The following is a 13,045-nucleotide window of genomic DNA, read 5'->3' as shown; positions in this document are numbered from 1 at the left end:
TTCTCAAGGCAATTCTTTGCCTTCATAAAATAAACCAAATTAAATTTGAAAGCATTTACTTATTCGCAGGACTCGCCCGTTCTAGCTCAAGTTCTGCAAAAAATTTCAATACCACTGGCAATTCGCGAGTGCGTGAAAAAGCAGGCAAACTCTGCCAGATACGCTTACCATAAGGTTTAGAAATCAATCGAGGATCACAGATCATCAATACGCCACGATCTGTTTCATCGCGAATCAAGCGCCCTGCTCCCTGTTTTAAATTGATAATTGCTTCAGGCAATTGATGGTGCACAAAGCCATTCAAACCCTTCTTCTCCATCGCCTCTATACGTGCGGCCAAAACAGGATCATCAGGTGGTGCGAACGGCAATTTATCAATAACGACCAATGACAAGGCCTCACCACGTACATCAACACCCTCCCAAAAACTTTGAGAGCCAATCAACACACCATTGCCGGAAGCCCGAAAGCGATCTAGTAGCTCTGTACGGCCAGCATCACCTTGCACAAAAAGTGGAAAATCTAAGCTGTGCCTTGCGAACTCTTCCTTCAGTCGCTCAGCACAATGTTTAACAGCTTTATTTGTTGTGCATAGCAAGAAAGTACGCCCTCCAGCAGCTTCTATCACTGGCAGCGCAGCATCCACTACCGCATCCGTATATTCCCTGGAGTTGGGTTGCGGCATGCCATCTGGCACATACAGTATGCCTTGATCTGCATAATTAAACGGGCTTGGCCAGGTTCTCGCTGGCTCATCCCACAAACCCATTTGCGACACATAGTGGCTGAAATCATTTTTCACTGCCATCGTTGCCGAAGCGAAAATCCAAGTACGCGGCACGCCTTCTCGTTGCTTATTGAAAATCGGCGCAATCGACAACGGTGTTCGATGTAATTGCAATGAAACAGAATAAGCCTCTACCCAAAGGACACATTCCGGTTTCCCTTTTGCCTCTTTCGAATTTGGATCTATTTCACGCCAATCATCAAGCTGGTCCTGCAAACCAATCGCCCGGACGCGGCATTGTTCTATCGTCTCAGCTCTTTCCGCTTGTTTTTCCAGCACTTTAATCAAATCACCTAAATTATTTTTTAGGTTTTCCAAGTTTGGAAAGAATTCACTTGATGGTGCAATTTGTTGCAACGATAAACGGATTGAGTCTTGGGGAAACGAAAGTCGCAAATCGCGCGCTGCACGCTCGACTGGCGCAACAATTTTGGCCCATTCAGCACCATCTCGGGCATGAGATAAGCCTTCGGCCAAAGTATCACGACACAATTCCAGAATCTGTGAAGTAGACACCGAATCACCAAAGAACAAAGTAGCAGTTTCCGGCAACTGATGAGCTTCATCAAATATCACGGTGTTAGCCGAGGGTAATAATTCAGCGATACCAGTATCTTTGAGAGCTAAATCGGCGAAAAACAAATGATGATTGACAACCACGACATCCGCTTGCTGTGCTTCTTTACGCGCTTTCATAACGAAACAATCTTGATAATACTGGCACTCAGAGCCCATGCAATTATCTTTGGTTGAAGTCACTAGACTCCACACCGCTGCGGTCTCCGGCACGCGAGCCAACTCTGCTTTATCGCCACTACTCGTAGTCTTAATAAAGCGTGAAATGTCGCGTAAATAGCCGACATCTTCTCTTGAAGTCAAACGCCCATTTTGTAGAGTCCTCTCAAGATGAAAATGGCAAAGGTAATTCGCGCGTCCTTTCAGCAAAGCAACCGATACCGGTGCTTTTAATACTTTTTTGATCGTGGGAATATCGCGCAGATACAATTGATCTTGCAAATTCTTGGTACCAGTTGATACGATGACTTTGCCGCCCCAAAGCAATGCGGGGATCAAATAAGCAAAAGTTTTTCCGGTACCAGTGCCAGCTTCTGCCAATAAGGTCTTTTGTCCAGCGATCGCTTGTGCAATCGCCTGCGCCATCTCAATCTGTGCTTGTCGCGAGCGATAACCTGGTATCGTGGAACTTAGCAGTCCAGTATCCCCAAAGATTTTCTCGACCTCTGAATCGTGGATTGTAAGTGCAATTGAAGTTAAATTATTTTCAGTCAAAATATAGTGCAATAAGATACAACAAAATCGTTCCGGCGCAGGTTGCGACCGGCACTACTGGGATTTCGGACAATGGCAGTGCTGCCCGACATCATTTGCGATTCACTTCGACGCTTCTTAAAGAAGTACACATCAAGGTGCGCCGACAGCTTGATTAAATTAATTAAGCAGGAATGTCCGGGGATAATTGCATCTTAAGCAATGCAATATAGTCCTTTAGCTGCAATTTGCGTTTTTTTAGACGACGTAACTGTAACTCATCATGGTTCGGATCCTTAATAATTGCCTCAATCACCGTATCAAGATCACGATGTTCTACTTCTAATTCACAAATGCGCATTCGAATTTGATTTGTATGGTCCATAAGCTGTAAGAACGAGTAAAATGCAACGTGTTTATTTAAAAAGAATTCGGAATATCCGACTAGTGTAATCTACCACGACGTATGAGCCAATATAAGATCGAAGCAGGCACCGCTCAACATATCGGTGATCGTAAGGAACAACAAGACCGCGTAGCACTTTTCGCCGCGCCACATGCCCCCGGCCATATCATGGCGGTGGTTGCTGATGGCATGGGAGGAAAAAGTGGTGGCGCTATTGCGGCCGAGCAGGTAGTACGTTCTGCCAAAATGCTCTTTGATGAGTTCTCACCAGGTAATGATATCAAGAAGATGTTGGAAGCTATTGTGCATGAAGCCCATACCGTCATTAAGTTGTCCGCGGTATCGTCTGAAAAAGAACCTCACAGTACTTTTGTTGCGCTAGTCATTTCCCCACAAAAAGCAGTCTGGGCGCACGTCGGGGATTCAAGACTTTATCGATTTGATGGTCCCAATTTTGCTGAGAAAACCAAAGATCATTCTTATGTTGAACGTCTAGTTGACGAAGGTGTCATTACTGCCGAAGAAGCAAAAAACCACAAAATGTCGAATGTCCTTGTCAATGTATTAGGATCAAAAAACGCAATTCCTTACGTGAGTTTTGGGGAAAAAGATAATTTAGCGGATGGCGATTCTTTTCTATTATGTTCAGATGGCTTATGGCACTATTTTGCAGACATCGAGTTATCAGTAGCAGTGGGTGCAAGTACGCCACGTCAAGCATCTGAGTTATTAGTGAAAAAGGCTCGTGAACGTGCTAATTCACAAGGTGATAATGTGTCTTTTGCCATTGTTAAGCTGGTACCACCACCAGTCGAACAAAAAACGTATATCGCAGAAAAAATGATTCGTGCGGTATAGAGCACTGTCGATCTGAATTTCTTCGTTGATTGCCAATTTAGAACAATAAAAAAATGCCCAATGAAGTACTTTTGGGCATTTTTTTCGACCGAATTAAGCAGTCAGCGTTCCGTAAAATCTCAAGGTAAAGGAATATAACCCCACAACTCTCGATTTTCGATTGAAAAATAGATTAATTTAGATAATTAAACAAAGATAGCGATGATGTTTTTACAAATGATTGCTGAGCAGCCTGTAACACCACTTGATTCTGATTCAACTCGGTAATCGCTTTTGCATAGTCAAGATCCTGCAAAGCCGACAATTCTTGTTTATAAATAAGACCCAAACTATCACCAGCACTATTAAGATTTTCCAATTCTTTTAGCGATGTTCCAAAATTTGTGCGTGCAAGCAAAACATTAGAAAGTGACTTATCAATATTGAAATTTGCCTGACTTAAATTAGCAGTCAACTCCAATTTTTGAGGCACGTTACCTGCTGGGGTTCGTAAGGTGTTTATGAGATCAGTCAGTGTCTCGAAAATATTTTGATTGCCAGGTTGAATCGAAAACTTATCACCGGGAGCTGGAGCACCTGGCGTATTAGTCAAGGTGATATCCATGCCGTCTATCGTGACTGTTTGTGGGCTGGTGTAAGCAGTACTGGGTACAACAACAACGCCCGTCGTCTTATTAGTAACCGTAAAATTAGCGCCCGTATTATCAAACGCTACTTCATAATTATTGCCAGTTAGATTAGCCGTTGTAGGGACATTAATGGAAGCAGTTGCAACTGCTTGACCAATATTTGAAGGATTTGAGCGAACATTAAATTGCGAATTGGAGGTTTTAATGTTTCCAAAAATTGCCGAGCCAACCTCATTTATGGGTATTTGTCGCGAAGTATCAACCTGTAATAGGCGCCCACCTTGATCACCATTATATTGCGCCCCACCCTGAGTTTTTGTATAGGGTGCGACACTTGATGAAAAACCCGAAAATAGGTAAGCATCCGTGCCGTCAGTAGCGTTAGCAAAACCAAACAATTGATCGAGATTACCCTGCAATTCATTCGCAATATAGCCTCGCTCTTGATCAGATAGGGTGCCATTTCCTGCGCTAACGACTAATGTCTTTACGTTGTGCAGCACGTTGGTGACATTGCTTAAAGTATCCTCAGCAATACTTAAAGTATTCGTCGCATTCTTTCGATTCACTGCAAACTGTTCATTCACTGCATCAGTTTGTGTAATTACGAGGGCGCGTGCCGAGCCAATTGGATCGTCACTCGGATTTAAAATTCGGCGACCTGAAGCGATCTGTTGCTGAGTACGATTTAGACTCACTTGCAGGTCACTGATGCGAGCGCCACCAGACTCATAGATTGTATTGGTACTAATACGCATGATTTTCTCTCTTATCGACCTAAAGCAAGTAAAGCATCGAATAATTGGCTCGCAATTTGCATGAGTTTTCCTGCTGCTTGATATGCTTGCTGATAGCGCAGTAAATTCGCAGCTTCCTCGTCCAAATTCACGCCAGATTCAGATTGTTGTGCTTGTAAAGCTTGGGACAACAGCTTGGTTTCAGCACTTTTGCTTACTTCCATTTCATGCGCTTTGTTACCGACATTACTAACGAATTGACCGTAAGCACCTTGAAAACTAGTAGTTCCAGATGCCATTGTGTTTTTCGTCTGTAATCCGCCAAGCAATGTAGCGTTTCGATTATCTCCAGTGCCAGTCGGATTCCCAGCAATTTTAACGACATCGCCATTTACGTATGCGCCTGATACTGTGAAACTTAAGCCATTAAAACTAATCGTAGAGCCCTCTACATATGGAATCGCAGATCCCGCCACGTAAGAGGTGGTTGTATTTCCGTTCTTAACAGTTACGTTTGCATTAGCAGGAAATCCGGTGAAATTATTCCCTGCAGAGTTGTACGTCAACGTTGCCGATGTGACAGGCAGAGCACTTCCAAGCGTAAAAGTTTCGCCTGCAGCGGGTGCCGTAGGATTATCTTTAATCACAAAACTGACGCCACCATAGGTAACTGTCGCACCGCTGGTGTAAGGAACATTGACAACTTTCGGCGGAGTTGCAGCTGGAGCTGCGGCCGCGGCGACTTCATAGTTAGAGGTCACACCACCAGTCGTTACAGATACCAAGGCTCCCACCGGAAACCCTGCGAAACTATTAGGCGCTGTCGCAAATGTCAAACTCAATGGAGGTGTCAACGTTGAACTATTAAATGAATCACCCACAGATACAGAGCCAATGACGGCATTGGCAGAGTTACTGGTTGATAAAACCGTAGAATTTACAACACCAGAACTTATTTTTCCGCTTCCCAAATTCGTGCTCGGCAAACTTGTTGTGACAGGTGCTGCAGCAGCGATTTTTGCAATATCGGTAATTGCCACGCTGATCGACGATGCGGCTAACGCAGTTGGGCGCACCAAAAACTCATCATTCACAGAGGGAGGCACCACTGCGGGCGGTGCACCAGTTGCTGCCAAATTAAGACTAAGGCCATCAATCACTGCCGGCAAGGTGTTAGATGTCTGAACATTGCCATCAGAGACTCGCGTGATCTTATAGTAATTAGGTGCAGGACCAACCCCAGCCAAATACTGCACGCGATAATCACTTGTAGTTAATGCGCCAACATCCGAGAAAGAAACCGCTAAGTTAGCATCGCTAAGATTTGTGCCGCTAGGAGTCGACGTTGGACCTGAAATGGTAAAAAAATCTTTACCTATCTGACCGTTTAAGTCTTGTCCTAATTTATGCTGATCATTAAACTCTGTAGCAATTGACACTGCAACGCGTCCTAAGGAATTACGAGAAACATCTAGTGAATTGGATCTAAAAGCAAACAATCCACCTAACTCGCCGCCAGTAATACTTTGTTCGTTTATCTGGACCAGTGAACCATTATTTTCATAAGAAACCTGTAAACGTGTTGGATCTGTAAGAGAGCTGGTCGGCTGAAGAACACTTACCTTGGCACCAAGCACAAGTGGTTGGCCGGTCCCCATAAAAACATTATATTTTCCGCCTTGGTTCACCACGGAGACGCTCACCAATTTACTCAACTCAGTGACTGCATTGTCACGTTGATCCAACAGGTCGTTGGGTGCTGCACCACCAGATACTGATTGTGCAGTTTCAATAAAATCATTTAGATCTGCAATTTGTTTCGCATATCCATTAATGCCCGTAACCGTTTGTGAAATGCGATTATTCACGTCATCAGAAACTTGATCTAACCGTGCCCCCATGCTCTGTATGCGCGACACAAGGGATGATGCATTTGACAGGACAGCCTGTCTGGCGGCAGAACCGGCTGTACCGTTGGGACTCGTCGCTAAATTCTGTATAGAGCTAAAAAACTCTTGTAATGCCGGAGAAATACCTGCCGATTGATCTGCAACCAAATTACTAATTTGTTGCACTTGATTAAGATAGGCAGATGCGTAATTTTGCGATGATTGTGTGGAATTGACTTGTTGTGCAATAAATTCATTATAAACGCGTCTAACTTCGCCAACTTGCGTTCCCTGACCAATAAAACTACCGCCGACATTTTGCGCGGCCGCGGCGCTTTGAAGCAAAATCTGCCGACTATAACCCGGTGTATTGACGTTGGATATATTATGCCCTGCAGTCGCAATACCCATTTGCGCCGCTGCCAAGGCACTCTGCCCAATTCCAAGAATATTGGTACCCATAATTCAACCTATTCACTCAAATGTCGATGCTACACAGCCCGCTTTGAAAGCCATTTCCAGCTTCCGTCTTCTATTTTAACGGGTCATAACAGGAAAACTTTAATCTCTCAGCCAAGCTTGCTCAGCCAGAAAATGACTGTTGTATTACTTTCGTCAACTTTTGGGCATATTGTGGGTCGGTGGCATAACCTGCTTTTTGTAAAGCTCGAGCGAACTGCGCGGCATCGCCGCCGTTTTGCAGTACAGACTGATAGCGAGGATTATCTTGAATAAGCTTTGCATAGTCTTTGAAGGCGTCGCCATAGTTATCATAGGCGCGGAATTTTTCCACTTTCTGATAAGCTACACCGTTGGTATATTCAGTAGTCAAAGCATCCACCGTCCGGCCTTTCCAGTTACCGCTTGCCTTTATGCCAAATACATTATGGCTGGTCGAACCATCTAAGGCTTTGATTTCATGCTTTCCCCAACCAGATTCTAAGGCTGCTTGACCCAACATGAATTTGGCAGGAATACCCGTTCCTTGGCTCGCCAATTCGGCATGCAAACCCAACTTTCGAGTGAACTCTTGCACATGAGGCATGCTCGAGTTTGACTCAATACTGCTAGTAGACTTAAGTAACTGCTCTGCGTTTGTTGCGTACTTTTGCTGAAGCATATATTGCTGCGCACCGCCCATCCCACCGATTGCAGCAGGAGGCGAAGCTTCAGACTGCAAAGCCTGCGACATTGCATTATTTGATAACTGCCGCACCATAGCGTCAGCCAAACCAATTCCGCGACTTGCCATTTTTTGCGACAATTGTTGATCTAACATCGAGGTATACATCCGGCTTTGTTCGTTATCAAACATGCCTTCTTGACCACCTGCCTGGCGCATAGATTTAAGCATCATGCTCACAAACAAAGCTTCAAATTGAGTAGCTGCCGCTTTTAAAGCCTCGGGTGAATTTTCCTTTGACGATTGACGCAATGCATCAAGCCCCTTGCTGTCAAAAGCAAGTTTGTCTGATATATCCGCACGACCAATCATCTTTTCACCATTTAGCCAAGTTCAACAAACCAATACCGCCGATATTTAGATAATTTCTAGTTCGGCGCGCAAAGCACCGGAAGATTTCATCGCCTGCAAGATTGCTAACAAATCTTGTGGAGTTGCTCCAATTGAGTTGAGTGCTTTGACGACATCAGCTAAAGAGGCGCCCGCTTTCAACATGAGTAATTGTCCGCCCTCTTTTGTAATGGATACATTCGAATTTGGCGTGGCCGTAGTTTGTCCATTACTGAGTGCATTAGGTTGACTGACTGCGTTATCTGTATTGATCACTACACTCAAATTCCCGTGTGCGACTGCGCACGCTTCTAGACTCACCGATTGATTCATCACAATTGATCCGGTGCGGGCGTTCAAGATAACTTTTGCTGCAGTTTGAGCGGGCGTCACTTCTATGCTTTCCAATGCACCCAAAAAGGCGACGCGTTGATCGTTCATTTGCGGCGCTTTAACTTGTATCACTCGCCCGTCGACCGCGGCTGCAGTTTCCGCACCAAACTTTTTATTAATCGCTTCCACGACACGACTCGCGGTAGAAAAATCAGCAGTATTTAATTCCAGTTGTATCGAATTTCCATTCCCGAGCGGCGACGGAACAGCCCGTTCAACGGTGGCGCCACCAGAAATTTTTCCAACGCTCAGGTGGTTTACCTGCACCTGACTACCATTTGCCGATGCGCCCACACCACCGACCAATACATTACCTTGAGCCATTGCATAGATTTGATTATCAGCGCCCTTTAGTGGCGTCATCAGCAAAGTACCACCCTTCAAACTTTTCGCATTTCCCATCGACGATACCGTGATGTCCAAAGTTTGGCCAGGCTGGGAAAATGGCGGCAAGGAAGTTGTCACCATCACCGCAGCGACATTCTTGAGTTGCAAACTGGTTCCGACTGGGATCGCCACTCCCATTTGCTGCATCATACTGATAATACTTTGCACCGTGAATGGCGTTTGCGTGGTCTGATCACCGCTACCATCCAAACCAACCACCAAGCCATATCCCATCAGCTGATTTTGCCGGACGCCTTGAATCCCAGCGAGATCTTTCAGCCGTTCTGCCTGCACTGGCATGGATAGAGAGGCAATGACCAGCATGCAGATCACTTTGCCGAAAGATCGCAGTGCTTGGCTTAATATAAATCGTCGGTGCATCAGCATATCCATAACGTTCTCTCAAATTAGAATGGCAAGACACTCAAAAAGAATCTTGTCAACATGGAACTTGCTTCGGCCAAATCAATGTGCGACGTTGAACGATACTCAAAACGTGCCTCAGCTACTTGTGTCGACGACACTTGATTTGCAGCAGTAATGGTGCGTGGATTAACGACACCCGAAAAGCGCACATATTCGGCCCCCTTATTAAAGGCAATCTGTTTTTCTCCGCTAACGAGTAAATTACCGTTTGGGAGAACTTCTATGACGGTTGCAGCGATCGTCCCTGAGAACGAATTACTGGCGGTCTCCGCACCTTTTTCGTCAAACTTGGAAGAAGCTGTTGTGGAGAGCGACGCTTTCGCGCTTGTGCTTGAAGGCACGCCGAAAATTGTTGGTGCAGCAAAGGCAGCACTACCTGCTTTGCTGCCGGAAGCGCCAGCTGCCTTAGTAGCGGAAGTATTCTCACTGATTGCGATTGTCAGCACATCACCCACCATCCTCGCTTTTACATCTTCAAACAATGGACGGTAACTGGCCGCTTGAAAAATTGCGCCATTTGCTTCACGTTGATTTTTAGCACTCTGCGCCTGAACAATCCCTGATTGATGCACGATTGCTGGCGGCGCTGTACCACAAGCGCTCAATCCCATGGCACTGGCTGACAATATAATGGTATTCAGAGTTTTCATTTCAAATATTCCACAATGACGAAATCAGACAAATTCAGACAAAAATCAGGGTGCTTTTATTGGGCGTCACAGTTGTGACAGGCGTTGCAACATTTGATCCGATGTGGTGATTGCTTTGCTATTGATTTCGTATGCACGCTGAGTTTGTATCATGCTGACCAACTCCTCCGCCACGTTGACATTGGAGGTTTCAATAAATGACTGCACTATCAGTCCCGCACCGTTTGTGCCTGGCGCATTTGTACCAGGGTTGCCTGATGCCGCTGTTTCAACATATAAATTTTCACCGAGCCCCATTAGTCCAGCCGGATTGATAAATGTTGCTAATTGAATTGAGCCAACCTGAACCGCTGCGGTCGATCCTGGTTGAGTAACAGAAACTGTGCCATCGCGTCCGACGGTGATTGATTGCGCGTTCGCTGGTATGGTGATTGCCGGCTGAATCACGAAACCACTGGAAGTGACCATTTGACCTTGGTTATCAACCTGAAATGAACCATCTCTGGTGTAGCCCGTTGTGCCATCGGGCATTAGTACCTGAAAAAAGCCTTGACCGTTAATAGCCAAGTCTTTGTTATTGCCTGTTTGTTGTAAATTACCTTGGGTAAAAATACGCTCTGTTGCCACTGGGCGAACACCAACCCCCAATTGCAAGCCTGAAGGCAACTGAGTTTGCTGCGAACTCTGCGCTCCAGGTTGACGCATTGTTTGGTACAAGAGATCTTCAAACACAGCACGTGAACGTTTAAAGCCGGTGGTACTGACATTCGCCAGATTATTGGTAATGACATCCATCTGCGTTTGCTGGGCATCAAGCCCAGTTTTCGCAATCCATAATGAGCGTATCATGTCTTTCTCCTATTCACTTGCTATGCAATGTATCGGCATCACATCAAGGCAATTTTAAGTGGTTTGCACCGATTCAATTAATACCTCATTGTGCAATGTTATGCCTTAAGTTAATGCGAGGATTTGACTAGCTTTTGTAGCGTTACTCTCGGCATTGGTGAGTAACTTCATCTGCATTTCAAACTGACGAGATAAATTGATCATTGTCACCATAGATTCCACCACATTCACATTACTACCTTCGAGCATTCCTCCGGCGATCGACACTGAGGCATCAACATCAGGAACTACACCGTCTTTAGTTTTAAACAGTCCGTCAGCATCACGAACAATATTTGTCTCAGGTGGATTCACTAATTTCAAGCGGCCCAACACTTGTACTGCATTCGGCTTAGTGCCCATAGGAACGCTAGAGACAGTCCCATCTTTAGCGATCGCAATGGTAACCTCGGGTGGAATCGTAATCGGCCCCGAATCACCCATTACGATCAAACCGCTGTGTGTTTGCAAGACGCCGTTTTCACTGATTTTCAAACTGCCATGTCGGGTCATTTTTTCCGTGCCATCCTCGGCCTGCACAGCCAGCCAGCCTTTTCCTTGAATAGCAACGTCCAATTCACGTCCAGTATTTTGCAAACTGCCACTAGAGAAATCTGTTCCCACCGTTGCATCGACTACAAAGGCACGCGTTGCGAGTCCTTCACTGATCACAGGCACAGCGCGAAACGAATCAATCTGCGCCCGAAAACCCGTTGTCGAGGCATTTGCAAGATTATGCGATGTGGTCGCTTGCTGCTCCAGGATGTGTTTCGCTCCTGTCATCGCGGTATAAATTAATCGATCCATCGCATACTCCCAGCCTCAACGATTACAAAACTATAGAAAGATAAAATACTTCACTAGCAATATTCAAATTAGAAATGCTTAGCGCAAATTCACCAAGGTTTGTAGAACCTGATCTTGTGTTTTAATGGTCTGCGCATTCGCCTGATAGACACGTTGTGCAGTAATCATATTCACCAACTCGCCAGTCAAGTCCGTATTCGAGTCTTCTGTCGCATTTGACGTCAGAACTCCCATACTGCCTGATCCTGGTGGGCCAACCAATGCTGGGCCAGATGTCGACGTTTCCGTCCATTGATTGTCACCTAAAGATTGCAAGCCATTGGCATTCGTGAAGTTAGCCAAAGCAACTTGACCCAATACAGAAGTTTTACCATTGGTGTAGCTACCGACAATCGTGCCATCTTTTGATGTATTAAATTTTGATAATTTCCCTGATGTATAGCCATCTTGCTTGATCGCATTCACACTAAATGCAGCACCGAATTGCGTCGTCCCCGTCATATCGTACTTAACCGTGAATGGAGAAGCGGCACCGGTTGCAACGGTCACCGGAATCGACAAGGCATTCGGATCAGTCAAAGCGAAAGGAGGGGTCGCACCGGTCAATTTACCCACATTATCAAACCCAACCGTACCGATCGGAACTGGAGGCGCAGGCAAGACAGAACCGACCGATAGTCCGTCAACCGCCGCATAAACATTCCATTCCGCTGTTGCTGGTGCAGTTGGCGGCGTTGCGACCGGATCAATGCGCACAAAGAAGGTCTGTAAAACGTGAGAATTTCCCAAACTATCAAATACAGCCACTGAGGTAGCATTGTTGTAAGAGAGTGGATCTGTCAATGAAAAGGCAATCGGTGTGATCACTGGTGGCGATGCCACAGGCAATTGCGTACCAGGAACGAGTGCACGAGAATCTAAGTTCAACAAAGAAGTCACTGAGTTTGTCTGTTTAGGCGCAATATCACTAGTATTGATATTCAATGGGACAGCTGATCCAGTTGAAAGTACACCATTAGAATCTGCCGCATAGCCAGTGAGTTTAGCTCCTTGCGCATTAACGATATTACCTTCTTTATCTAATGAAAATTGTCCGTTACGGCTATACGTGATTGCTCCATTTGTCGACATTCTAAAAAAACCCGCTCCATTAATCGCAATGTCCAGCGGATTGTTCGTCGATGTGATGTTACCTTGCGTAAAAAGCTGTGCGACGGTTTGCACTTTGACACCGATACCAGCGCCACCACCACCCGCACCACTCAATGAATTCGCGTACACATCTGCAAATTGCGCCTGTGCCATTTTGAATCCAACTGTATTTGAATTGGAAATATTATTACCAATCACATCAAGCGATTTGGATGCGGCATTTAATCCGCTTAAGCCTTGTTGAAAACCCATGA

The 13,045-nt window shown here is 45.4% G+C and carries 11 protein-coding genes; 1 reads left to right on the top strand and 10 read right to left on the bottom strand.

Going from position 1 to position 13,045, the window contains the following annotated elements:
- Positions 1–55: 55 nt before the first annotated feature.
- Both ACO0KW_RS04795 and ACO0KW_RS04790 read right to left on the bottom strand, forming a co-directional pair.
- Positions 56–2,077 carry an ATP-dependent DNA helicase gene (locus ACO0KW_RS04795; RefSeq protein ID WP_423051142.1) on the bottom strand — a complete coding sequence of 674 codons (2,022 nt, stop codon included), beginning with the start codon at positions 2,075–2,077 and terminating at the stop codon, positions 56–58.
- Positions 2,078–2,240: 163 nt separating this feature from the next.
- On the bottom strand, positions 2,241–2,417 hold the full coding sequence (locus ACO0KW_RS04790; RefSeq protein ID WP_423051140.1) for a YdcH family protein: 177 nt from the start codon (positions 2,415–2,417) through the stop codon (positions 2,241–2,243).
- Positions 2,418–2,522: 105 nt separating this feature from the next.
- Between ACO0KW_RS04790 and ACO0KW_RS04785 the strand changes: the two genes are divergently transcribed.
- The gene (locus ACO0KW_RS04785; protein ID WP_423051138.1) at positions 2,523–3,320 is read left to right on the top strand and encodes a PP2C family protein-serine/threonine phosphatase; all 798 of its coding nucleotides are present in this window, start codon (positions 2,523–2,525) and stop codon (positions 3,318–3,320) included.
- Positions 3,321–3,492: 172 nt separating this feature from the next.
- Here the strand turns inward: ACO0KW_RS04785 and flgL are convergent, their stop codons facing one another.
- The 8 genes from flgL to flgE form a co-directional block, all read right to left on the bottom strand.
- The gene (gene flgL / locus ACO0KW_RS04780; RefSeq protein ID WP_423051136.1) at positions 3,493–4,707 is read right to left on the bottom strand and encodes a flagellar hook-associated protein FlgL; all 1,215 of its coding nucleotides are present in this window, start codon (positions 4,705–4,707) and stop codon (positions 3,493–3,495) included.
- Between the two features lie 11 nt (positions 4,708–4,718).
- Positions 4,719–7,037 carry a flagellar hook-associated protein FlgK gene (gene flgK / locus ACO0KW_RS04775; RefSeq protein WP_423051134.1) on the bottom strand — a complete coding sequence of 773 codons (2,319 nt, stop codon included), beginning with the start codon at positions 7,035–7,037 and terminating at the stop codon, positions 4,719–4,721.
- A gap of 121 nt (positions 7,038–7,158) precedes the next feature.
- The gene (flgJ, locus tag ACO0KW_RS04770) at positions 7,159–8,070 is read right to left on the bottom strand and encodes a flagellar assembly peptidoglycan hydrolase FlgJ (RefSeq protein ID WP_423051132.1); all 912 of its coding nucleotides are present in this window, start codon (positions 8,068–8,070) and stop codon (positions 7,159–7,161) included.
- 45 nt (positions 8,071–8,115) lie between these two features.
- On the bottom strand, positions 8,116–9,192 hold the full coding sequence (locus ACO0KW_RS04765) for a flagellar basal body P-ring protein FlgI (protein WP_423051973.1): 1,077 nt from the start codon (positions 9,190–9,192) through the stop codon (positions 8,116–8,118).
- 83 nt (positions 9,193–9,275) lie between these two features.
- On the bottom strand, positions 9,276–9,944 hold the full coding sequence (locus ACO0KW_RS04760; protein WP_423051130.1) for a flagellar basal body L-ring protein FlgH: 669 nt from the start codon (positions 9,942–9,944) through the stop codon (positions 9,276–9,278).
- A gap of 66 nt (positions 9,945–10,010) precedes the next feature.
- The gene (flgG, locus tag ACO0KW_RS04755; protein ID WP_423051128.1) at positions 10,011–10,793 is read right to left on the bottom strand and encodes a flagellar basal-body rod protein FlgG; all 783 of its coding nucleotides are present in this window, start codon (positions 10,791–10,793) and stop codon (positions 10,011–10,013) included.
- Between the two features lie 105 nt (positions 10,794–10,898).
- Complete coding sequence (locus ACO0KW_RS04750) at positions 10,899–11,639, bottom strand: flagellar basal body rod protein FlgF (protein WP_423051126.1); 741 nt, start codon at positions 11,637–11,639, stop codon at positions 10,899–10,901.
- A 78-nt stretch (positions 11,640–11,717) separates the two neighbouring features.
- Positions 11,718–13,043 (bottom strand): flagellar hook protein FlgE, encoded by a 1,326-nt coding sequence (gene flgE, locus ACO0KW_RS04745; RefSeq protein WP_423051124.1) that lies wholly within the window; start codon positions 13,041–13,043, stop codon positions 11,718–11,720.
- Between the last annotated feature and the right edge of the window lie 2 nt (positions 13,044–13,045).

This window comes from Undibacterium sp. Ji22W (assembly GCF_049340305.1).
Classification (GTDB): domain Bacteria; phylum Pseudomonadota; class Gammaproteobacteria; order Burkholderiales; family Burkholderiaceae_D; genus Undibacterium.
This window is presented reverse-complemented; position numbering and strand designations above follow the sequence as displayed.